The organism is Micromonospora sp. H61, from assembly GCF_018070325.1.
Taxonomy (GTDB): Bacteria; Actinomycetota; Actinomycetes; order Mycobacteriales; family Micromonosporaceae; genus Micromonospora; species Micromonospora salmantinae.
The window spans coordinates 1-22,597 of record NZ_JAGPXY010000003.1; the positions used below are offsets into that span (position 1 = coordinate 1).

Here is a 22,597-nt window from a genome sequence, read left to right on the forward strand (position 1 = left end):
AGTCCGGTCCGGGCGTTGTCCCCGCCCGTTCCCCCGGCTTTCCGGCCGCCGACGCGCGCACCGGCGAGGCGGGGCCGGCGACGCCCGGCCTGCGTCCGCGCCAGCGCCCACCCTCGCCGGACCCGACGCCGTCGGCCAGCGCGCCCGCCCCGCCACCGCCGAAGCCCGGTTCGCCGGCGCTGACGGTGAGCCGGGGCGAGATGCCCGCCATCGTCGACCTCACCGCCGTGGGCGCCCGGGACTGGGTGCACTGGGGGGAGCGCGGCGGCAGGTCGACGAACCGCAAGCGTTCCGGCTCCGGCGAGATCGTCGACCGGGGTGGCCCGGGCCGGCGGGTCGGTTGGGACGGCAACCAGGAGTACGTGCGCTGGGCCGACGGCACGCCGGAGCGGTCGACGAACGGCAGCTCCAACGGCGTCTACGCCTGCGGTGCCGGGAACGGGTTCAGCCTCGCCGTCGCCGGCAGTGGTGAGCCGCGCACGGTCCAGCTCTACGGCGGCATCTGGATGGCGCGGGGGCGACTGGAAGCGCGGCTGTCCACCGGCGGGCCGGCCAGCACCGCCCGACTGGAAGACCCGTACACCAGTCAGAGCGCCCAGTTCACCATCCGCTTCACACTGCCGAAGGGTGCCCGGTTGCTGCTGAACTGGACCGTCGAGAAGGTCTTCACGCCGCACTGCGGCAACGTCGGCCTCCAGGCCGTGGCGGTGCGTTGACTGACTGACTGATCGCTGTGCGTTCGGACAGCGGGACAGTTTGTCCGTCGCGGACCGTCGAATGCGCCGTAACTTTCTGCTGTCCCCATCCGACCATCCAGTGTGGAGGCAGCGGAGATGAGTAGCAGCACCGCCCACCGCGTCCGTCGTGCCGCTTCGTCCGGCACCGGTGAAGCGTCCGGGGAGGTTCTTCGCGACATTCCCCTGCCGCCGTACGTGACGGGCGAGGACACCCAGTTCGCCGTACGGGCGGTGGTGGTGCACGCCCCCCGACGGTGGTCCGGGGGCGTGGTCTGCCGTAACGATGCCAGCCCGCACCCGTGCCGCCTGCACCGCTGGGGCACCCGGGTGCTGGCGCTGCGCGGGCTGCGGGCCGCTGAGATCGCCGCGCTCATCGAACGTGGTGACCCGACGGCGGTGGTCCCCCCACCGGACCGTCCGGCCTGAGCGCTCGCCGGGCCGGGAGGCGCGTTCGCGCCTCCCGGCCGTCGCTCAGCAGGTGATCGCTTTGACCCAGGAGCATTCGACGCCCTCCGGGGTGCGCGGCGTCTCCGGCACCGCCGGCGCGGCCACCCGAGCCGTCGACGCACCACCCTCGCGGAAGCCGGCCAGTGCCACGGCGATCTGGTCCTCCAACGACTTCACCGACGCCGTGAGGTAGTTGTTCAGCAGGATGGAGAACGCCAGCAGCCGACCATCGGCGCTGGTGACGTAGCCGGAGAGCCCGGAGACACCGGTCAGGCTGCCGGTCTTGGCGTGCACGTTGCCCGCGGCCGGCGTGCCGGCCATCCGGCTGCGCAGGGTGCCGCCGACGAACCGCTCGGGCTGACCGGCGATCGGCAGCGCCGCGTACCAGGTCGCGAACCACGGTTCGGCGCGGACGGCGCTCAGCAGGTCGACGAATTCCGCCGCCGGGATCAGGTTGCGCCGGGACAGTCCTGAGCCGTCACGCTGGCGCAGTCTCCCGGTGTCCATTCCGGTGTCGGCGACGTACTCGCTGATCGCTGTGAGACCGGCCGTCCAGGTGCCTGAACCGGAGAGCACCCGGCCGATCTCCTTGGTCAACACCTCGGCGTGCCCGTTGTTGGACAGCTTCAAGAACGGCGTCATCAGCTCGCCCAGACTCATCGAGTCGTGGCGCGCCACCGGGTCGGCCGTCTCCGGGGTGGGTTGACCGAGCACGGTCCGGCCGAGCACCCGGACGCCGTGTCGGTGCAGCGCCGCCCGGAACACGTCGGCCGCGTAGCCGGTGGGTTCCCAGACGGTGACCCAGTCGCTGGCGGGCTCGTCGCCGACGGCGATCTGACCGGTCACCACGACTGTGTTGTCGCCGTGCTCGCGCTCGATCGAGATCGAGGTGTCGCCGTCGCTGACCGTCTGGGCGCGGTTGTCGACGCGGACGTACCCGGTGGCGGGGGTGGTGGTGACCACCGGCGGTGCGCCGGCCCGGTCGGCCGGTGCGGCGTGCACGATTACGGTGCCCGCGTCGTAGTCGGTGTCCGGGGCGACGGTCAGCGCGGAGACCTGGGCGGCGTAGTAGTAGGGCTCGTCGTCCCAGGTCCAGTCGGGGCCGAGCCGGGTGCGGTCGTAGCGGGTGTCGTCGGCGACCAGGTTTCCGGTGACCACCCGTACGCCGTCGGCGGCGACCTGCGCGGCGAGCGCGTCGTAGTCGGCGGCGAGCATTGTCGGGTCGCCCCCGCCACGCAGGTAGAGGTTGCCGGAGAGCAGGCCCGCCCGGCGCTTGCCGCTGGCCCGTACGTCGGTGCTGAAGCGGTGGCCCGGGCCGAGCAGCTCAAGGGCGGCCGTCGAGGTCAGCAGCTTGGTGTTGGACGCCGGGACCAGCCGGCGGTCACCGTTGCGGTCGTAGAGCGGCTGTCCCGTGCTGGTGTCGACCACGACCACCGACGCCTGCGCGCCGGCCAAGCGGGCGTCGGCGAGGATCGTGTCGATGGTGGCACGCAGGTGGGTCGTCGCGGGGGTGGGCGATTCGGCCGTGGCACCGGGCGCAGCGGCGGTGGCCGCAGTGGCTACCAGCGCGAGCAGCGCGAGGGCCCGGGGAAAGTGACGGCGATGCATCCGCTGATGCTGTCACGGAGATATTCGCCGGAGAAGGCCCTCAGGCGAAAGAAAATGCCGTCTGGGCTACTTCGGCCCACCGACCGTTTTTTCGTGGCCACCCCAGTAGTGCCGCTGCGCCCCCATGACCAGCGGCGCCACCAGTGCGGCGAGTGCCCCACCGAGCAGCGGGAAGACGATGAACACCCAGAGCTGCCGCAGCGCCACGCCGCCCTCGAAGACCGCCGGACCGAACGCGCGGGCCGGATTGACCGCAGCGCCGGTCAGCGTCACGCCCACCAGTTGGGTCACGGCCAGGGCCAGCCCGATGGCCAGCCCGGCGGTGCCCGGATTCTCGCTCCGACTCGTCACCACCAGCACGACCAGCACGAAGAGGAAGGTCAGCACGACCTCCAGCACGGCCGCGCCGCCCCGGTTGATGTGCGCGCCGTAACCGTTCGTGCCCAGCGCCCCGGTCTGGTCCGCGACGTCACCCCATCGGGTCAGCGCCCAGAGCACGAAGCCCGCTACGGTCGCGCCGACGAACTGCGCGATCCAGTACGCCACCGCCCCGAGCACCGAGATCTTGCCGGAGAGCAGCACACCGAGCGTCACCGCCGGGTTGACGTGACTGCCGGAGAGTGGGCCGATCGTGTAGACGAGGGCCACCATCACGAACCCGAAGGCCAGCGCCACCACCACCACGCCGCCCTGGACCCGTGCGGCGACTGCACTGCCCACCCCGAAGAACACCAGCAGCAGGGTGCCGAGGAACTCGCCCGCGTACCGACGGAAGTCGCTCATTCACTCAGCGTAGGTGCAGGTCAGGTGGCCGAAGCCGGAATGGCCGGCTGTGATCGGCGCGACGGTCGAGGACGGGCACAGCGGTGACGGCCGGCGCGTTGTAGCCCACGTGGACACCCACTCCGCGGACGTCGCGGTGATCGGCGCCGGGCAGGCCGGCCTGAGCGCCGGCTACCACCTGCACCGCACCGGCTTCGCGCCCGGCAGCGGCTTCGTCATCCTCGACGCCGACAACGGGCCCGGTGGCGCCTGGCAGCACCGCTGGCCGACGCTGGTCTTCGATCGGGTGCACGGCTTCCACGACCTGCCCGGGCTGCCGCTCCCGCCCACCGAGCCGCATCGCCCCGCTTCCGAGCAGATCGCCGCCTATTTCGCCGCGTACGAGAGGGCCTTCGACCTGCCGGTGCGGCGGCCGGTGCGGGTCCGGGGGGTGCACTCCCGCCCGGACGGACGACTGGACGTGCACACCGACCGGGGCACCTGGACCGCCCGCGCCCTGATCAACGCCACCGGCACCTGGACCCGACCGTTCTGGCCGCACTACCCGGGCCGGTCCACGTTCCGGGGACGCCAGTTGCACACCGCCGACTATCGAGGGCCGGCCGAGTTCACCGGCCTGCGCGTGGTGGTGGTCGGCGGCGGCACCTCGGCCGTGCAACTGCTCGGCGAGGTCTCCACCGTCGCGGCGGCCACCACCTGGGTGACCCGCCGGCCGCCGACGTTCAACGACGAGGAGTTCGGCCCGGAACTGGGCCGCGCCGCTGTGGCTCGGGTGGACCAGGCGGTCCGCTCCGGCCGGCCGCCGGGCAGTGTGGTGGGCGTGACCGGGCTTCCGGTCACCCCGGAGGTACGCCGACTGCGCGAGCGCGGCGTCCTCGACCGGCTACCCATGTTCGACCGGATCACGCCCGACGGGGTGGCCTGGACGGACGGGAGGTTCGTGCCGGCGGACGTGATCCTGTGGTGCACCGGCTTCCGGGCGGCCATCGACCATCTCGCCCCGCTGGGGCTGCGCGCGCCCGGGGGCGGTATCACGATGGACGGCACCCGGGTGGTCGCCGATTCGCGGGTTCACCTGGTCGGGTACGGCCCCTCGGCCAGCACGATCGGTGCCAACCGGGCCGGCCGCGCGGCGGTCAACGAGATTCGCGCCTGGCTGGCGCCGGCCGCCGCTCTCCACTGACCTGGCTCTATTTGACGGATGGTCGGCCAGCGGGCACGGTGGGAGTGACGGGGCCGTCAGCTGCCCCGATTCGATGCGACGGTGATGACCGTTCGCCCCTCTGTCGCCTCCCACGTGTGCTCGTACGCGGGCCGACTGTCCGGTCCGCGCGGTTTCCGACCGCGAGCCGACAATTCACGAGGAGTTCCATAAATGCTCACCATGACCGATAACGCCGTGCTCGTCATCCGTGACCTCGCCAACCAACAGGACGTCGCCCAGGACGGCGGCGTGCGTATCGCCGCCGACACCGAGGCCGGCTCGCTCACCGTCGAGCTGGTGCCCGAACCGGTACAGGGCGATCGGGTGGTCGACAACCAGGGCGCCCGGATCTTCCTGGACGAGGACGCCGCCGAACTGCTCGGCGACGCGTCGGTGGACGCCACCGTCGACGACGAGGGCATCATCCAGTTCGGCTTCACCGAGAAGCAGTAGACCCGGCCTCACCGCAGCGATCGTCCCCGCTGCGGTGGCCCCTGCCCGGGGTGCCACCGCGGCGCGCCCTCCCCAGCCGGGTGCAACAGCGTGGTCAGCACGTGGGCCAGGTGGTGCGAGGTGCTCCACGCCGCCCAGTTGGCGGTCGAGCCGGCCCCGGCGCCCCGGCGGGCCCGGCGCAGCAGCTCATGGTCACCCCAGGAGAAGGCTGCCCCGGTGGTCGGCCAGTGCGGTGCCGACACCAGCGTGCGACACAGGTCGGCGAACCGGTCGTCGCCCCGGCCGCCGCGTCGCGCCCACCGGTAGACCCACCAGCTGCCGTCGTCGGTGTAGCGCACGGTCGGCAGCCGGTCGCCAGGGTCACCGGTGCCCGGCCCTGCCGGGTGGACGCCGTAGTCGCCGTAGTCGACCCCGGCGTCGGCCAGTCGTCGCCACAGTTGCCAGTCCCAGCGGTCCAGCCGGACCGGCTCGTCGGTGGGCAAGCGGGACAGCGTCGGCGGCATACCGCCTGCCGCCACCGTCACCGACCGCCAGGCGTGTCGGCGTGCCCAGTCCAGCAGGTGGCGTATCCGGGGCTCGGCGGTCCGTACGTCCGCCGGGCAGCAGACGTCCCCCGCGTCAACCAGCAGGTCGCACTCCTCCGGTGCGAGGCCGGTGAACCGCCAGATTCGTTCCACAGCTGTGGTGCTCGCGTCCGGCCCGGCCCGGTCCCGACCGGTCCGCAGCCGGACGAGCGCGCACCGGCCGTACGCCCGCGCCGCCGCGCCGTGCGCGACCAGCCGGTGGTCGCTCTCGGAGAGCCCGATCACCGGCACCACCGGTACGCCCCAACGGGTCAGCTCCGCCTCGGGGATGTCGGGCAGCGCGCTGACGTCGATGGCGGGCAGCAGGCCGGACGGCAACCGGCGAATGGCGTCCATCGTGGACCGACCGATCGCGCCGATCTCCAGGACCGGGGCGACCAGTGCGGCGTACGCGGGATCGAGGTGGCTCAGGGCCTCAAGCTCGCCTCGTCGGTTGGCGAGGATGGGGCGGTAGACCGGTGTCGCCGCCCGGCCCCCGTGGGCGGGCACCATACTTCAATCTAGCCAGGCATACGCACATGCCCCAGGAATGTAAGCCGGAATTCGGCTGCTCGACTGTCGGTTCGGCGACTACCATCCACCGGTGCCCACGCCGATTCGCCGTTACCAGTCCGACGAAGAGGACAGCGCGCGATGGACCGGTTTCCCGTTCCGCGACGGCGACCTCGTGATCAGCACCCGGTCCAAGAGCGGCACCACCTGGATGCAGATGATCTGCGCGCTCCTGGTGCTTCGTACCCCGGAGCTGCCGGCGCCGCTGACCGTCCTGTCCCCGTGGCTGGACTGGTTGGGCGAGCCGCAGGCCACTGTGTACGCCCGGCTGGCCGCCCAACCACACCGGCGGTTCATCAAGACGCACACCCCGCTGGACGGGGTGCCGCTCGACCCTCGGGCGCACTACGTGGTGGTGGCCCGGCACCCGCTGGACCTGGCGGTCTCCCTCTACCACCAGAGCGCCAACCTGGACCGGGCGCGCATCGCCGAGCTGACCGGCCAACCCGCCCCGGACGGGCCGCCCCGGGAGCGGCCCCCGGTGCGGGAGTGGTTGCTGAGCTGGGTCGACCGGGAGGTGGACCCCCGCGCCGAGCTGGATTCGCTGCCCGGGGTGCTGATGCACCTCAGTGACGGGTGGGCCCGCCGGCACGAGCCGAACGTCGAGCTGGTGCACTACGACGACCTGCTGGCGGATCTGGGCGGTGAGATGCGCCGGCTGGCCGACAGGTGGAGACTCCCCAGCCCGGGGCCGGAGTTGGTTGAGGCCGCCACCTTCGCTCGCATGCGGGAGCGCGCCGACCGGCTCGCACCGGACACGCTCGGCGTGCTGCGTGACCGACAGGCGTTCTTTCGCCGGGGAGGCTCAGGCCAGGGACGCGACCTGCTGGACGAGACCGGTCTGGCCCGCTACCAGCAACGGGTCGCGGCGCTGGCCCCATCCGATCTGCTCACCTGGCTGCACCGCTAGGCCCCAGGCCCACAAGAGCGCACGGCGCCGTTTCGACAGTGGTCGGAACGTCGCCGTGCTCTGGCCGTCTCCCACCACCGCAGCCGTTCGGCGGTACGTCGGCGGGGACCTGGCTCGACCGGCCGTTCGCGCCGGTCAGCGTTGTCGATCCCCGGTCCGGGAGGATCCAAACCCGCCAGCAGTGGGGAATTGCACCATTCGCCAGTCCCGGCGTGACGCGCCCCCGGACGGGGTATGAGCGTGGACATGGAGCATTTCACTATCGCGACTGTCGCCGAGAAGAGCCCGGATTTCCGGCGCGTGCTGTGGACCGGTGAGCACACCCAGCTGGTCATCATGACCATCCCCGCCGACGGCGAGATCGGCGAGGAGGTGCACGAGGACATCGACCAGATCCTCACCTTCGTGAGCGGCGTCGGCGAGGCGCGGGTCGCCGGGGCGAAGCGGAAGGTCGTCGCGGGCGACCTGGTAGTGGTGCCGGCGGGCACCAAGCACAACTTCGTCAACACCGGTCCCAACCCGCTGGTGCTCTACACGGTCTACGGGCCGCCGGAGCACGCCGACAAGGCCGTGCACAAGACCAAGGAAGAGGCCGACGCGGCCGAGGCGGCGGGCGAGGACGAGCCACCGACCGAGTGATCCGTCTGATCCGGGCCGATGCGGGTACCCCCGGCGGGTGGAGCAGCAGCCGCAGATCTCCGACTACGGGTTCCTCTCGGACTCTCGTTCGGGTGCCCTGGTCGGCAAGGACGGCTCGATCGACTGGTGGTGCCCGCACCGGTTCGACGGGTCGTCCGTGTTCGCGCGGTTGCTCGACCCGGGAGCCGGCCACTTCCGGCTGGCGCCGGTCGGGGTCGGCGGCCCGGGTCACCGGATGGAGCGCGCGTACCTGCCGGACACGTTGGTGCTGCGGACGGTGCACCACACCCCGCACGGCAGCGTGGCGGTCACCGACGCGCTGGCCGCCGAGGTCGGTGCCCGCGCCCACGAGCTGGGCAAGAACTCACCCGCCGTGCTGATCCGGGTGGTCGAGGGGCTCTCCGGGCGGGTACGGATGGCGTTGGACTTCGCGCCCCGCCCGGAGTACGGCCTGCTCACGCCGTACCTGCACGAGCAGCCGGACGGCGGCGTGCTGGCCGGCGCCGGCCCGGTGGTGCTGATGTTGCGCGCCGCCGGTCTGCACCTGCGGGCGGGCACCGACCGGGTGACCCACGAGTTCGAGGTCTCCGCCGGTCAGGTGATCGGGATGGACCTCGCGTTCGGCGAGGCGTACGGCGACCCGCCGGCCCGGGTGGACCCGCTGACCACCCTCGCCGAGACGACAGAGGCGTGGCAGGCGTTCCGGGAGACGCACGGGTACTCCGGCCGCTACCCCGAACTCGTCAAACACAGCTCGACGGTCCTGACCGGCCTCACGTACGCCCGCAGTGGCGCTGTCGCCGCCGCGTTGACCACCTCGTTGCCGGAGCAGATCGGCGGCGACCGGAACTACGACTACCGCTACTCCTGGTTGCGGGACTTCTCGTTGACCATGCGGGCTCTCTGGGTGGCGGCCTGCCCCGACGAGACGTCCCGCCTGTTCGCCTGGGCGACCCGCTCGATCGGCCGGTTCGGCGATGAGCCCGTGCCGGTGATCTTCGGGCTGGAGGGGGAGCGTGACCTCTCCGAGCACCACTGCGACCACCTGCGCGGCTATCGCGACAGTCGACCCGTGCGGGTGGGCAACGACGCCTGGCGGCAGCGGCAGCTCGACGTGCCGGGTGAGGTGATGTCGGCGGTGTGGCGGCTGCGCGACTATCTGGGCGCGCGGTTCGAGGAGGAGCTGCGGGAGATGGTGCTCGGGCTGACCGAGCAGGTGGCCGCGACGTGGCACCTGCCGGACCGGGGCATCTGGGAGACCCGCGACGAGGAGCGCCACTACGTCTCGTCCAAGGTGTCCTGCTGGTTGACGATGGACAGGGCGGTGGGGCTCGCCGACCGGCTCGGTGATCGGGCCGACCTCCATCGTTGGGCGCGGATACGCGACGAGATCCGCGACACGGTGCTGCGCGAGGGGTGGAACGAACGGATCGGGGCGTTCACCGGCGCGTTCGGATCGGCGGAGCTGGACGCCTCGGTGCTCGCGTTGCCGGTCACGCACTTCCTGCCGGCCACCGACCCGCGGATGCGCTCGACGATCGCGATGGTCGAGCGCGAGCTGGGCACCGAGGACGGCCTGCTGCGGCGCTGGACGACCGACCCGGCCGGATTCCTGCTGTGCTCGTTCTGGCTGGTGGAGTGCCTGGTGATGACGGGTGAGCCGCAGCGCGCCGAGGCGCTCTTCGAGCGGGTCGTCGGGTACGCCAACGACGTGGGGCTGTTCAGCGAGCAGATCGACCTCACCACCGGCGCGCAGCTCGGCAACACCCCGCAGGCGCTCTCGCACATCGGGCTGATCAACGCGGCCTGGCGGATCACCGAGCCGGAGAGCTACTGATCGGTCCGGGTTTCGTCCCGGCCGGAATCCTGCAACAGACCTGCAAGCGCCAGGCATTGACGCCTATGGTTGGGCAGTCCTAGCCTCGAAGGAGTGGGAAAGCCCTTTCCCCAGGGCTTTGATCCCACTTCGCTCCGCTTCGGATCCGGGCGTCCGGCGGGGCGCACACCGATCCCGTTCAGCGCAGCACGCCGTGCCGACACGTCTCGGTACGGCCGCCGAGGGATCGCCACCACATGCGTCAAGGAGGACACCTGTGCAGAAAAGACGACTCTCCGGCCGCCGACCACTCCTGCTGGCGGTCGGCGCCGGGGTGACCGCGGCGGCCCTCGCCGCCGGCATGACCTCGGCCTTCGCGGCCACCGTCTTCAGCGACGACTTCACCGACGGCGACACCTCCGGCTGGTCCAAGTCCGGCGGCACCTGGACCGTCGACGGCTCGGGCGTGCTCAACCAGTCCAACGCCGGCAGCGAGCTGGCCCGGCAGTTCGCCGGCCAGACCAGCTGGACCAACTACTCCGTGCAGGCCCGGGTCAGGCCGACGAGCTTCGGCTCGTCCAGTGCCCTGGTCGGGCTCGCCGCCCGCTCCACCAGCAGCACCAAGATGTACCGGCTGGCCCTGCTCGGCTCCGGACGCGCCGAGCTCCAGGCGGTCAACGGCAGCTCCGTCACGGCGATCGGTTCCGCCGCGCTGAGCATCGGCACCGGCACCTGGTACAACCTGCGCATCGAGACCAGCGGCAGCACCATCCGTGGCTTCGTCAACGGCACCCAGATCGCGTCCGGCAGCAACAGCCTGGCCGGCGCGGGCCGGATCGGCCTGGTCACCGCGTACGCCAGTGGCGGCTTCGACGACGTGCTGGTCGACTCGTCCGGCGGAGGCACCCCGACCACGCCGCCGCCGACCACCACTCCGCCACCCACCACGCCGCCGCCGACCACCACACCTCCGCCGGCTGGCTGGCCGACGCCCACCGGCAGCCAGAAGGTGGACGCCACGATCCCGGTCTCCGGCTCCTTCGACGGTGGGCTCAAGCGCTACTACGGCATCGGCGACGGCGGGCAGAGCGAGAGCCAGGACCCGATGTTCGAGCTGGCCGCGGGAGCCACCCTGCGCAACGTGATCATCGGTGCTCCGGCCGGCGACGGCGTGCACTGCGAGGGCAACTGCACCCTGATCAACGTCTGGTGGGAGGACGTCGGCGAGGACGCGGCGACCTTCCGCGGCGGCACGACGTACACCGTCGACGGCGGCGGGGCCCGCTCCGCCAGCGACAAGGTCTTCCAGCACAACGGCTCGGGCACCGTCCACATCAAGAACTTCCGGGTGGAGAACGCCGGCAAGCTCTACCGCGCCTGCGGCAACTGCTCCACGTCGTACCAGCGGCACGTGGTGATCGACAACGTGATCGTCCGGAACACCGACGCGATCGCCGGCATCAACACCAACTGGGGCGACACCGCCCGGTTCAGCCGGATCACCATCGTCGGCGACCCGGACCGGGAGACCTCGATCTGCGTGAAGTACAAGGGTGTGCCGAAGGGCAGCGAGCCGACCGAGATCGGCGAGGGCGCCGACGGCGTCAACTGCCTCTACTCACCCTCGGACATCACCTACCAGTAGAGCGGCACGACGGCGCCCCGCGTACCGCCCGGTCCGCGGGGCGCCGCCACCTCACCCCATCAGGGGTACGCCGGAGACGTCGACAGTGTCCGGATACTTCAGCCCGGCACCGGTGTTGAGCACCACCACCCGTTCGCCGGCCCGGATCCACCCGCCCGCGCGCAGTTGCCGGGCCGCCGTCAGGCAGGCCGCCCCCTCCGGGCAGAGCAGCAGCCCCTCCCGGGCGGCGAAGTCCCGCAGATCGGCCAGGATGTCCGCGTCGTCGACGGCGACCGCCGTGCCGGAGGACTCCCGCAGCGCCGCCAGGATCAGCTCGTCACCCAGCGGGGCCGGCACCGTGATGCCGAACGCCACAGTGTGCGCGCCCGCCCACGGCTGCGCCCGATCCTCGCCGGCGGCGAAGGCCCGCACGATCGGCGCGCAGCCGGTGGACTGCACCGCCACCAGCCGGGGCAGCTTGTCGCCGATCCAGCCCAGCTCGCGCAACTCGTGCAGCGCCTTGTGAATGCCGATCAGGCCGACCCCACCGCCGGTCGGATAGATGATCACGTCCGGCGTCTGCCAGCCGAGCTGCTCGACGATCTCGTACCCCATCGTCTTCTTGCCCTCCAGCCGGTAGGGCTCGCGCAGCGTGCCGGCGTCGAAGAACGCCCCGTTCGACTCCGCGATCAGCTCGGCCACCAGCCGACCGGCGTCGCCGATCAGCCCGTCGACCAGGCGCAGGTCGGCACCGGCGGCCACGCACTCGCGCCGGCAGATGCTCGGCGCCTCCAGCGGCATGACGATGGTCGCGCCGATTCCGGCCCGCGCGGCGTAGGTGGCCCAGGCCGACCCGGCGTTGCCGTTGGTGGGCATCGCGATCCGCTCGACGCCCAGCTCGCGGGCCCGGCTCACCCCGACCGCCGCGCCCCGGGCCTTGAACGAGCCGGTCGGGACCAGCCCCTCGTCCTTGACCATCAGGTCCGCGATGCCGATCTCGGTGCCGTACGCCGGAGTCCGCAACAGCGGCGTCCAGCCCTCACCCAGCGTGGTGACGTGCCGAGGGTCGGCGACCGGCAGCACCTCCCGGTAACGCCACAGGTCGGCCGGGCGCAGCGGAAAGCGTTCCGGGGTGACCGCCTTCGCCACGGCCGGCAGGTCGTAGCGGGCCAGCAGCGGCGACCCGCACTCGCAGAGATTCTGTAACCGGTCGGCGGCGTACTCCTTGCCGCAACGCGGGCAGTCCAGGTGAGTCAGGTACACGTCGCTCCTCGCCGTCACACCGCGTCGATGCTCAGCCAGTGCCGGCTGCGCCGCCCCGGCTGGTAGACCGAGTCCAGTCGCTTGGCGACCACGCCCGGCAGGCCCTGTTCCCGCCCGGCACGCAGGGCCTCGTCGCCCGCGCCCGGGAACCACGGCGGAGTCTGCCAGTGCGTACCGGACAAGACCAGCCCATCGAGCAGCTCCCGGCGTTGCGCGTACGGCACGTCTACGCTGCTCACGCCCTCCAACCAGAGCAGGTCGACGATCAGGTACTGGGCGCCGGCGGGGACCCGGCTGCCGGTGGCCGGCCGGACCGGGCGGACCCGCCCGGCGCCGTCGATGCGGACCAGCACACCGTCGAGCACCGCCTCGGTGGGCGCGAGCGCCTCGGCCATCGCGCGCAGCCACGGATACCCGCCGGTGATCTCCTCGTCGGTCTCGGAGAGCAGCCGCAGCCGCCCACCGGAGACGTACGCCATCGCCCGGACGCCGTCCCAGCGCAGCTCGTACCCCCAGGCGGCGCGGTCGCGGGGAAGCCCGGCGGCGGGCGTGGTGTGCATCGGTCGGACCACGTCCGGCATCGGCGTCCAGCCCGGCGGCGCGGGGTCGGTGCGGCGGACCATCCAGTCCCGTCCTCCGGTGGCGAAGAGGACGTAACGGCCGGCGGTCCGCTCTCCGGAGAGCCTCACGATCACCTCGTCGTCGCGCCACTTCTCGCAGCGGTAGGTGCCCCGGTCGTGAATCAGCATCCGGCCGCCGCCGTACTCACCGGCGGGGATCTCACCGGCGAAGTCGAGGTACTCCATCGGGTGGTCCTCGGTGTGCACGGCGAGGTGGTTGCGACCCGGATCGCGGGGCAGGCCGCGTGGCACCGCCCAGGACGCGAGCACCCCCTCGTGCTCCAGGCGCAGGTCCCAGTGCAGGCTGCGGGCGTGGTGCTGCTGGATGACGAAGCGTTCGGCGTCGGCGTCAGCGCCGGACGTCGACGGGCTCTCCGACGGCACCGGCTCGGGTGTGCGGGCCGCGTCCCGCCGTCGCCGGTACTCGTCCAGCCGGTCGGTCACACCCGCATTCTCCGGCAAACCGGACCGGTGCGCTGGACGCCGGAGTGTCCGGTTCGCTCGGCGGCCGGGGGCGCGGCGGGGTAGAACGGACCTCATGGACCTCACCGACCAGCCCACCGCACTGCTCCCCGGTGACGTGCGGATGCCCCTGCTCGGCTTCGGCACCTGGCAGGCCACCGGCCAGGCCGGTTACGACGCCGTGCTGGCCGCGCTCGACACCGGCTACCGGCACCTCGACACCGCCACCGTGTACGGCAACGAGCGGGAGGTCGGCCGGGCGGTACGGGAGAGCGGGCTGCGTCGGGAGGACCTCTTCATCACCACCAAGCTCCCGCCGGACCGGGTGGGCCGGGAGCGCGCGACGCTGGAGGCCAGCCTGGAGGCGCTCGGCGTCGAGCACGTGGACCTCTGGCTGATCCACTGGCCGCCGTCGTCGCCGGGGGACAGCATCCCACTCTGGCGCGAGCTGCTCGCCGCTCGCGACGAGAACCTGGCCCGGGCGGTCGGGGTGAGCAACTACAGCACCGCGGAGATCGACGAGCTGATCCAGTCCACCGAGGAGAACCCGGCGGTCAACCAGATCCGGTGGAGCCCGTCGCTGTACGACCGGCAGCGGCACGCCGAGCACCGGGACCGGGGCGTGGTGCTGGAGGGGTACAGCCCGTTCAAGACCAGCGACCTCAGTGACCCGGTGCTGACCAGGATCGCCGGCGCGCACGGCGTGTCCCCGGCGCAGGTGGTGCTGCGGTGGCACATCGACCACGAGATCGTGGTGATCCCGAAGTCGGTGACCCCGGAGCGGATCACCGCCAACTTCGACGTCTTCCACTTCTCGCTCACGGCGGAGGAGATGCGCGACATCGACGCGCTCGGCGAGGTCTGAATCGGCGAATTCCTTCAGCGCGTGACCCGGCAATGAAGGGTATCGACATCGACGCACGTGACGGTATAGCGTCCCGTCATCACGTTCGTCGATCCGTTCGTACCCGCCGTCGCTGGAGGATCGCCATGGCCCGAACCCCGTCCATCCGTCTGCCCCGCCGAGGGTTGCTCGGCATCCCCGCCCTGGTGGTCGCCGCGCTGACCGTCGTCACCCGACCCGCCTCCGCGAGCGCCGCGCCGAAGGCCGAGTGCCTCGCCGACCTGCTTCAGGACGCCTGATGGCGACCATTCCCTGGCTGGTGGACGTGCTGCGCGCCGCCGGGGTCCAGGTCGTGGTCGAGGGGGACTGGCTCAACCGGATGCGGCCCGGCTCGTTCGACCCGATCGGGGTGCTCTGGCACCACACCGCCTCGACCTCCAGCGCCAGCAACCCGCACCCGGCGCTCGGCATCTGCATCAACGGCCGGTCCGACCTGCCGGGCCCGCTGTGCCAGGCGCTCGTCGACTACAACGGCGTCTTCCACGTCATCTCCGCCGGCCGGTGCAACCACGCCGGGGTCAGCGGCGGCAGCGGGCCGATCCCGGCCGGGGACGGCAACACCCTGATGATCGGATGGGAGATCGACTACAACGGCGTCAACCAGGAGATGACGGCCGCGCAGTACAACGCGTCGCTCGCCGCCACCGCCGCCGTGCTCACCCGGCTCGGCCGGGACAGCAGCTACGCCCGGGGCCACCGGGAGACCAGCACCACCGGCAAGATCGACCCGTCCTTCATCGACCTGAACGTCATGCGCGCCGACGTGGCGGCGAGAATGGCCGGTGGCGGCACGGCCTGGTCTTCCACTGTGGACAACACCACCACCGGTCGATTCGCCGCCAGCGCCAACTGGGGCGTGTCGTCGTACTCCAGTCAGCGCTACGGCGCCGACTACCGCTACGCGGATCCGGTCGCCGCCAGCGACGTCGCGTGGTACAGGTTCAACGTCCCGGCCACCGCCAGCTACCGCGTCGAGGCATGGTGGCCGGCGAACTCCGGCTACAACAGCGCCGCCCCGTACATCGTCGCCACCAGCGCCGGCAACCAGACCGTCCGGGTCGACCAACGGGCCACCGGCGGGCAGTGGCGGGTCCTCGGCACGTTCACACTCCCGGCCGGTGACGCCAACCGGGTGGGCGTGAGCCGGTGGAGCAACACCGCCGGCCTGGTCATCGCCGACGCCGTACGCCTCACCCGGGTCTGACCCCGGCCTCGTGAGCGGTGGGGGCGCGCCGGGATGGGCGCGCCCCCACCGTCAGTTCACGAGCGGGAGCAGGTTGCCCCGTTGAGCGAGAAGCTGGTCGGCGACGAGTACGAGCCGCTCAGCGTCCCCTGGTAGCCGAAGCTGGCCGTGCCCCCGGGTGCGACCGACCCGTTGTGACCGACGTTCCGGGCGGTCACCGTCGACCCGCTCTGGCTCACCGTGGCGTTCCAGGCGTTGGTGACCTGCTGCCCGCCGGGCAGGCCGTAGGTGAGCGTCCAACCGTTGATCGCGCTGGACCCGGTGTTGGTGATCTGCACGTCGGCCGTGAAGCCGTTGTTCCACGAGTTCGCCGTGTACTTCACCGCGCAGCTCGCGCCACCGCCCGGCGGCGGGGTCGTCGGGTCGGTCGGCGGCTGGCCGCCCCCGTTGACGTTGGCCGAGAACGAGGTCACCGCGAGGCCGACGCCGCCCTGCCACGGCTCGAAGCCGGCCTGGATGCTGGTCAGGTACCAGGAGTTGGTGATCGCGCCCCGGTTGCGGGTGTCGTTGATGAAGTCCAGCACGCTGAAGTTCAGGCTGGAGATCGCCGACGACGCCACGTAGGAGATGACGTTGTTGGAGCCGTTGCTGCCCCGCCAGACCTCCCAGGTGCGGCCGGCCAGGTTCGTGGTGCCGACGACCGAGCCGATGGGCTGGATCGGACCCTGCCGGTTGAGCCAGATCATGATCTCCATCTGGTTCACCCCGTCCCGCTTCGGCGACGGGTCCAGCCAGATGTCGTACGACGCGTTGTAGGTGGCGCCGCTGACGTAGCGGTAGGAGATGCTGCTGGTGGCGCTGCTGATCTGACTGACCTGGATCGGCAGGTTCGTGCCGGGGGAGCAGTTGGTGTAGTGACAACCGAGGAACACCGAGGGGTACGCGGTGGGCGCCCCGTTGGTGGGGCTACTGCCGTTCTGAGTAATGATCTCGAAGCCGTTGTTGGTGGCGTTGATGCACTGCTGGGCGGTGGTGCCCCAGCGGTTGTTCTGCACCACGTAGCGGCCCTGGATGACTGTCGAGCCGTACTGTTCGCAGATCTGGGTGTCGGCGGAGGCGCTGCCGCCGAGGGCTACTGCCACCAGCGAACTGGCGACCAGCAACCCGGCGGCGGCCAGGGCCCGAAGTTGACGTTTCATGACACTCCTCGACTCGGCGCGTGCCGGGCGCCGGATGTGGTGGGGCAGTGCGGGAGCGCTCCCACGCTCAACGACACATTTACATGTCTGAAACTGCTGCGCAACCGTCCGCGTCGAACTGGTGAATTGTGAGGATTGCCATGCCCCGCCGGACGGCTGGCCACACACGGCCAGCCAAGCGGCGCGGGCCACCGACGAGCGGCGGGGTACGGGCCGATTGGGCCTGGTGTGCGCCGATCGCTCCGAGTAGCGTGTTGCCTCCAACGCGTGCCGCTCCCCCTCCGGAGGCGTACACCACCATGGGTGGCTCCCCCCTGCGCATCCTCGTCGTCGGCGCGGGCATCGCCGGCCTGGCCGTCGCCAGGGCACTGCGCCTGGCTGGCTTCCGGCCCGACGTCACCGACAAGCTGCCGCCGGGGGAGTCCACCGAGACCGGTCTCTACCTGCCCGGCAACGCCGCCCGCGCGCTACACCGGCTCGACCTGCACGACCCGGTCCGGCCGATCGGTCAGGTGATCCGCCGGCAGCGGTTCTTCGACGCCGCGGGCGCGCAACTCTGCGAGGTCGACCTCGACGCACTCTGGGCCGGCGTCGGCGAGTGCCGGGCGCTGCCCCGGGCCGACCTGTACCGGGTGCTGCTCAGCGGTGCCGGCGGCGCCGTCCGGCACGGCGCCGAGGTCCGCACCCTGGACCTGCTCCCGGGCGCTGTCGGCGTCACCTTCACCGACGGCACCACCACGGAGTACGACCTGGTCATCGGCGCCGACGGGCCACGTTCCTCGGTCCGTGCGCTGGCCGCGCTCGGTGGGCCGCCGCGCCCGGTCGGGCAGGTGGTCTACCGGGCCGTCCTGCGCGACGGCCCACCGGTCACCGAGTGGACCGCACTGCTCGGCCAGCGCTCCGGGTTCCTGATGGTGCCGATCGGTGCCGGGCGGCTGCACCTCTACGCCGACGAGGCCGGCACCGAGGAACCCGCCGACCCGCTGACCCGGCTGCGGGACCTCTTCGCCGACTACCGCGGCCCGGTACCCGAGGTGCTGGCGGCCCTCGACGAGGTGCACGTCGGGATCACCGACGAGGTGGAGTTGGGTCGCTGGCACCGGGGGCGGGTCCTGCTGGTCGGCGACGCGGCGCACGCCACCGCGCCGACGCTGTCGCAGGGTGCGGCCATGGCCCTGGAGGACGCCGTGGTGCTGGCCGAGTCGCTGCGGGCCGCCAACAGCGTGGAAGCGGCGCTCGTGGCGTACGAAAGTCGTCGCCGTCCGCGTACCCGATGGGTGCGGGACCGGACCCGGGACCGCAACCGCACCAGGGACGTCCCGCCGGCGCTGCGCGACCCGCTGCTGCGCGGACGCGGCGACCGGATCTTCGGGGAGCACTACCGGCTCCTGCTCGGCCCGCTGTAGGCCCGTAGTAGATCGTGTCACGCCACCCCACGCGGCGCTGCGACCTGCCGGGGACTATCCTCCTTGCGGATGACGGCCCGCCGATAACCAGCGTGTGCCGAGCGGGACAACCGAGAACCGGAGGCCACTCGTGACCACCGTCGCACCCAAGCCGGTCGTGACCCGGCCCTGGCCGGTCCGGGAGCCGGTCAAGGGGTCGGCCATCGCGCGGCTGCTGCGAACCACGGACGCGAAGCAAATCGGGATCATGTACATGATCACCGCGTTCGTGTTCTTCATGATCGGTGGCCTGATGGCTCTGGTCATGCGTGCTGAGCTGGCCCGACCCGGGCTGCAGTTCCTGTCGCCCGAGCAGTACAACCAGCTCTTCACGATGCACGGCACGATCATGTTGCTGTTCTTCGCGACGCCGATCGTGTTCGCGTTCGCGAACTACATCGTGCCGATCCAGATCGGCGCGCCCGACGTCTCCTTCCCCCGGCTGAACAGCTTCGCCTACTGGCTGTACCTGTTCGGCGGGACGATGGCGACCGCCGGATTCATCACCCCGGGTGGCGCCGCTGACTTCGGCTGGTTCGCGTACGCGCCGCTGAGCAGCGTCGAGCACTCGCCGGGCGTCGGCGCCAACATGTGGATCATGGGTCTGGCCATCTCCGGCCTGGGCACCATCCTCGGCGCCGTGAACATGATCACCACGGTGCTGACCCTGCGCGCGCCCGGCATGACCATGTTCCGGATGCCGATCTTCACGTGGAACATCCTGGTCACCAGCCTCCTGGTGATCCTGGTCTTCCCGCTGCTGGCCGCCGCGCTCTTCGCGCTCGCCGCGGACCGCATCCTCGGCGCGCACGTGTACGACCCGGCAACCGGTGGGCCGATGCTCTGGCAGCACCTGTTCTGGTTCTTCGGGCACCCCGAGGTCTACATCGTGGCGTTGCCGTTCTTCGGCATCATCAGCGAGGTCATCCCGGTCTTCTCCCGCAAGCCGATCTTCGGCTACAAGGGTCTGGTCGCCGCGACCGTCGCGATCGCCGCGCTCTCCATGAGCGTCTGGGCGCACCACATGTTCGCCACCGGTCAGGTGCTGCTGCCGTTCTTCAGCTTCCTGAGCTACCTGATCGCCGTGCCGACCGGTATGAAGTTCTTCAACTGGATCGGCACCATGTGGCGGGGCCAGATCAGCTTCGAGACGCCCATGCTCTGGGCGGTCGGCTTCCTGGTCACCTTCCTGTTTGGTGGTCTCACCGGTGTGCTGCTGGCCAGCCCGCCGATCGACTTCCACGTGTCGGACTCGTACTTCGTGGTGGCGCACTTCCACTACGTGCTCTTCGGCACCATCGTGTTCGCCGTCTTCGCGGGCATCTACTTCTGGTTCCCGAAGATGTTCGGCCGGATGCTCGACGAGCGCCTCGGCAAGGTGCACTTCTGGCTCACCATGATCGGCTTCCACACCACGTTCCTGGTGCAGCACTGGCTCGGCAACGAGGGCATGCCCCGTCGGTACGCCGACTACCTGCCCAGCGACGGCTTCACCACGCTGAACACGATCTCCACGATCGGTGCGTTCATCACCGGTATCTCCACGCTGCCGTTCATCTACAACTGCTGGAAGTCGTACAAGACCGGCCCGGTGGTCGAGGTGAACGACCCCTGGGGTCACGGCAACTCGCTGGAGTGGGCGACCAGCAGCCCGCCGCCGCTGCGCAACTTCGACCGGATGCCGCGGATCCGTTCCGAGCGGCCGGCGTTCGACGCGAAGTTCCCGGAGTTGGCGGCCGGTGGCCAGAGCCTGGCCGGCCCGCCGGAGGGTGGCGCCAAGCCCCTCACCAGCGAGTCGGACGGCGGAGCCAGCTACCGCGAGGACACCGCGAGCGACGTCGACCGGCACTGACGCGCAAAGCTCAGCAGTACGACGGGCGCCGCCCCCGGGACACCGGGAGCGGCGCCCGTCGCCATGTCCAGCCCGCTGTCACTCTCGCGTCTGGCCTCGTTCCCGCAGTTCCATCCCGTTGACCGGCGGCTGCCATCCACCACGCGGGCCCGGCCTGGTCCGCCTGTCCGGCTGCTTGAACCACCGCGACAGGCGCCGGTCGGCGATCACCTCGACCGCCGCCAGCCGGCACACATGCTCACAACGCATATACCTGTGAGTCATATTTATGCCTCACAGGTATATCGCTCGTCGGCACTACCGCCACCCGGAGATGCGCCCCGCAGGAGCGACGCCGGCTCCGTAAGCCAGGCGGGCCAAAGCAGGCCCAGCCGGACCAGGCGGAGGACAGCTTGCTGCGACGGTGGGGCCGTCAGCGGGCGGCGGGGGTCAGGTCGGCCTCGGCGGGCGGCGGGGTGGCCGCTTCGGCGATGCGGCGGCGGCGCAGCTCGATCGGGAGCACCACCACTGTGACCAGAGCGCCGAGCGCACCGGTCACCACGAAGCCCCAGAGTGGCGCGCTGGCGTCGATCACCGCGCCGGCGAGCGGCGCGCCGACCGCGATGCCGACGGTGACCGCGGAGCCGTGCAGACCCATCGCCTCACCGCGTACCTCGGCCGGAACCAGGCGGCTGACCGCGTCCGAGCCGGCCGCGATGGTCGGCGCGCAGAGCGCTCCGGCGGGGATCAGCGCCAGGCACAGCAGCCACCAGTGCGCACCGCCCAACCCCACCGGAATGGTGCACACTGCCAGTGCGGCGGTCAGCGTCAGCGGGGAGAACGAGCGGTGTACGGCCCCGTAGGCGAAACCGCCGGCCAGCGAGGCGACCGCCCAGATGGCCAGGACCACGCCGGTCCAGCCGACCTCGCCGCTGGCCCGCAGGACGGCGACCACCGCCACGTCGGTGCCCCCGAGCACCAGGGTCGCCGCCGCGCTGAGCGCCAGGACGGCGAGCAGTCGGGGGGTCAGCCACTCCCGGCGCGGCACCCGGCGTTGTGGGCCGGTGGGCTCGGTGGCCTCCCGGATCGGTGGGTTGACCACCCACAGGGCGATCCCGGCGGCGACGATGCCGCCACCGACCAGGTACATGGTGGTCTGCGCGGAGATCGCGGTGACCAGGGCCACCGCCAACGCCGGGCCGATCATGAAGGACAGCTCCACCGACATCGAGTCCAGTGCGTAGGCCGGTCGGCGTTGGTCCTCGGGGACCAGTGCGGCGATCGACTGACGGACCACGGAGAAGATGGGCAGGGCCAGGGAGCCGGCCACGAAGGCGGCCGGCAGGAGCACGGGGTACGCCAGCGTCGGCGCGGTGGACCAGAAGATCGCCTCGGCGATGGCGGTGAGCACCAGGACCGGGCGCAGTCCACGCCGGTCCACGAGTCGGCCGAGCAACGGCCCGCCGATCGCCGCGCCCACTGTGACCGCCGCACCCACCAGGCCGGCCGCCCCGTAGCCCCGATCAAGATCGAGCACCACGTGGAAGGTCAACGTCACCCCGGTCGCGGTGAGCGGGATGCGGGCGAGGACGGCAACCAGTAGCAGCGACCGCAGACCGGGCAGGGCGAGCGCCCGCCGGTAAGGCTTCATGTTCACGTGGGTCCGTACCTCCGGCGACATCTTCGACCGGTGGCGGCCCCTTGGCCAACCAATTAGCGCCTCATGCGGCCCTGATCACAGGCTGGCCGTGCATGATCACCCCGGCGCCCTCCATCGCGCGCAGGGCCACGTCGGTGGTTGCCGGGGCGACGGCGGCGGTCAGCTCCAGCAGCACGGTGGTGGCGAAACCCTCCCGGGCGGCGTCCAGCGCGGTCGCCCGGACGCAGTGGTCAGTGGCGATGCCGACCACGTCGACCCGGTCCACGTCGCGCCGACGCAGCCAGTCGGCCAGGCACTCGCCGTCGTCGGCATGGCCCTCGAAACCGGAGTACGCGGCCGCGTGCTCGCCCTTGTGAAAGATCGCCTCGACCCGGGCGGTGTCCAGTTCCGGGTGGAACTCCGAACCGGTGGTGCCGACCACGCAGTGCCGGGGCCAGGACTCCACGAAGTCCGGCGGATCGCCGAAGTGGGCACCCGGGTCGACGTGGTAGTCCTTGGTGGCGACCACGTGCGTCCACCGGTCCGGCTCGGCGGCCAGTAACCGGGAGATGCCGGCGGCCACCCCTGCGCCGCCGGCGACGGCAAGCGAGCCGCCCTCGCAGAAGTCGTTCTGCACGTCCACGATGATCAGCGCGTTGGCCATCGGGGGGTTTCCTCTCTCCGCACGTCGGTC

At 71.4% G+C, this 22,597-nt stretch carries 21 protein-coding genes; 13 read left to right on the forward strand and 8 right to left on the reverse strand.

Translation table 11 applies throughout. The features are described 5' to 3' along the window. Both KBX08_RS02775 and KBX08_RS02780 read left to right on the forward strand, forming a co-directional pair. The coding region (locus KBX08_RS02775) for a hypothetical protein (protein WP_210780934.1) at window positions 1-716 on the forward strand (716 nt) is incomplete at its 5' end. A gap of 117 nt (window positions 717-833) precedes the next feature. Beyond that, window positions 834-1,163 carry a hypothetical protein gene (locus KBX08_RS02780; RefSeq protein WP_030331319.1) on the forward strand — a complete coding sequence of 110 codons (330 nt, stop codon included), beginning with the start codon at window positions 834-836 and terminating at the stop codon, window positions 1,161-1,163. A 45-nt stretch (window positions 1,164-1,208) separates the two neighbouring features. On the opposite strand, the gene dacB is transcribed toward KBX08_RS02780, so the two are convergent. Both dacB and KBX08_RS02790 read right to left on the reverse strand, forming a co-directional pair. Next, on the reverse strand, window positions 1,209-2,792 hold the full coding sequence (dacB, locus tag KBX08_RS02785; RefSeq protein WP_210780935.1) for a D-alanyl-D-alanine carboxypeptidase/D-alanyl-D-alanine-endopeptidase: 1,584 nt from the start codon (window positions 2,790-2,792) through the stop codon (window positions 1,209-1,211). A gap of 66 nt (window positions 2,793-2,858) precedes the next feature. Continuing rightward, a complete protein-coding gene (locus tag KBX08_RS02790) occupies window positions 2,859-3,575 on the reverse strand; it encodes an MIP/aquaporin family protein (protein WP_091393624.1) in 717 nt (238 codons plus the stop codon). A 109-nt stretch (window positions 3,576-3,684) separates the two neighbouring features. On the opposite strand from KBX08_RS02790, the gene KBX08_RS02795 reads away from it, so the two are divergent. After that, on the forward strand, window positions 3,685-4,758 hold the full coding sequence (locus KBX08_RS02795) for an NAD(P)-binding domain-containing protein (RefSeq protein ID WP_210780936.1): 1,074 nt from the start codon (window positions 3,685-3,687) through the stop codon (window positions 4,756-4,758). Between the two features lie 192 nt (window positions 4,759-4,950). After that, window positions 4,951-5,232, forward strand: a complete 282-nt coding sequence (locus tag KBX08_RS02800) for an adhesin (RefSeq protein ID WP_091393621.1) — start codon at window positions 4,951-4,953, stop codon at window positions 5,230-5,232. 8 nt (window positions 5,233-5,240) lie between these two features. Here the strand turns inward: KBX08_RS02800 and KBX08_RS02805 are convergent, their stop codons facing one another. After that, the gene (locus KBX08_RS02805) at window positions 5,241-6,308 is read right to left on the reverse strand and encodes a beta family protein (RefSeq protein ID WP_210780937.1); all 1,068 of its coding nucleotides are present in this window, start codon (window positions 6,306-6,308) and stop codon (window positions 5,241-5,243) included. A 91-nt stretch (window positions 6,309-6,399) separates the two neighbouring features. Between KBX08_RS02805 and KBX08_RS02810 the strand changes: the two genes are divergently transcribed. The 4 genes from KBX08_RS02810 to KBX08_RS02825 all read left to right on the forward strand — a co-directional run bounded on the left by KBX08_RS02810 (window position 6,400) and on the right by KBX08_RS02825 (window position 11,378). Beyond that, the gene (locus KBX08_RS02810; protein WP_210780938.1) at window positions 6,400-7,278 is read left to right on the forward strand and encodes a sulfotransferase domain-containing protein; all 879 of its coding nucleotides are present in this window, start codon (window positions 6,400-6,402) and stop codon (window positions 7,276-7,278) included. 246 nt (window positions 7,279-7,524) lie between these two features. Then, window positions 7,525-7,917 (forward strand): cupin domain-containing protein, encoded by a 393-nt coding sequence (locus KBX08_RS02815; RefSeq protein ID WP_091397116.1) that lies wholly within the window; start codon window positions 7,525-7,527, stop codon window positions 7,915-7,917. Between the two features lie 37 nt (window positions 7,918-7,954). Continuing rightward, window positions 7,955-9,754 (forward strand): glycoside hydrolase family 15 protein, encoded by a 1,800-nt coding sequence (locus KBX08_RS02820; RefSeq protein WP_210780939.1) that lies wholly within the window; start codon window positions 7,955-7,957, stop codon window positions 9,752-9,754. A 256-nt stretch (window positions 9,755-10,010) separates the two neighbouring features. Further along, window positions 10,011-11,378 (forward strand): pectate lyase, encoded by a 1,368-nt coding sequence (locus KBX08_RS02825; RefSeq protein ID WP_210780940.1) that lies wholly within the window; start codon window positions 10,011-10,013, stop codon window positions 11,376-11,378. A 51-nt stretch (window positions 11,379-11,429) separates the two neighbouring features. Here the strand turns inward: KBX08_RS02825 and KBX08_RS02830 are convergent, their stop codons facing one another. Beyond that, window positions 11,430-12,620: a threonine synthase gene (locus tag KBX08_RS02830; protein ID WP_210780941.1), complete on the reverse strand. Its 1,191-nt coding sequence runs from the start codon at window positions 12,618-12,620 to the stop codon at window positions 11,430-11,432. Between the two features lie 14 nt (window positions 12,621-12,634). Further along, complete coding sequence (locus KBX08_RS02835; RefSeq protein WP_210780942.1) at window positions 12,635-13,684, reverse strand: DNA polymerase ligase N-terminal domain-containing protein; 1,050 nt, start codon at window positions 13,682-13,684, stop codon at window positions 12,635-12,637. 94 nt (window positions 13,685-13,778) lie between these two features. On the opposite strand from KBX08_RS02835, the gene KBX08_RS02840 reads away from it, so the two are divergent. The 3 genes from KBX08_RS02840 to KBX08_RS02850 all read left to right on the forward strand — a co-directional run bounded on the left by KBX08_RS02840 (window position 13,779) and on the right by KBX08_RS02850 (window position 15,810). Further along, window positions 13,779-14,567 (forward strand): aldo/keto reductase, encoded by a 789-nt coding sequence (locus KBX08_RS02840; protein ID WP_203120964.1) that lies wholly within the window; start codon window positions 13,779-13,781, stop codon window positions 14,565-14,567. A 125-nt stretch (window positions 14,568-14,692) separates the two neighbouring features. Next, a complete protein-coding gene (locus KBX08_RS02845) occupies window positions 14,693-14,845 on the forward strand; it encodes a hypothetical protein (RefSeq protein WP_210780943.1) in 153 nt (50 codons plus the stop codon). Then, window positions 14,845-15,810: an N-acetylmuramoyl-L-alanine amidase gene (locus tag KBX08_RS02850; RefSeq protein WP_210780944.1), complete on the forward strand. Its 966-nt coding sequence runs from the start codon at window positions 14,845-14,847 to the stop codon at window positions 15,808-15,810. Before KBX08_RS02845 ends, KBX08_RS02850 begins: the two co-directional genes overlap by 1 nt. 56 nt (window positions 15,811-15,866) lie before the next feature. Here KBX08_RS02850 and KBX08_RS02855 read toward each other — a convergent pair whose 3' ends face one another. After that, on the reverse strand, window positions 15,867-16,988 hold the full coding sequence (locus tag KBX08_RS02855) for a cellulose binding domain-containing protein (RefSeq protein ID WP_210780945.1): 1,122 nt from the start codon (window positions 16,986-16,988) through the stop codon (window positions 15,867-15,869). 299 nt (window positions 16,989-17,287) lie between these two features. Here KBX08_RS02855 and KBX08_RS02860 point away from each other — a divergent pair, with 299 nt between their 5' ends. Further along, window positions 17,288-18,394 carry an FAD-dependent monooxygenase gene (locus KBX08_RS02860; RefSeq protein WP_210780946.1) on the forward strand — a complete coding sequence of 369 codons (1,107 nt, stop codon included), beginning with the start codon at window positions 17,288-17,290 and terminating at the stop codon, window positions 18,392-18,394. Window positions 18,395-18,524: 130 nt separating this feature from the next. Further along, window positions 18,525-20,285, forward strand: a complete 1,761-nt coding sequence (gene ctaD / locus KBX08_RS02865) for a cytochrome c oxidase subunit I (protein WP_210780947.1) — start codon at window positions 18,525-18,527, stop codon at window positions 20,283-20,285. A 412-nt stretch (window positions 20,286-20,697) separates the two neighbouring features. Here the strand turns inward: ctaD and KBX08_RS02870 are convergent, their stop codons facing one another. Further along, entirely contained in the window at window positions 20,698-21,945 is a 1,248-nt protein-coding gene (locus KBX08_RS02870; RefSeq protein WP_210780948.1) for an MFS transporter, read from the reverse strand. A gap of 40 nt (window positions 21,946-21,985) precedes the next feature. Continuing rightward, entirely contained in the window at window positions 21,986-22,567 is a 582-nt protein-coding gene (locus KBX08_RS02875; RefSeq protein ID WP_112672439.1) for an isochorismatase family protein, read from the reverse strand. Window positions 22,568-22,597 lie beyond the last annotated feature (30 nt).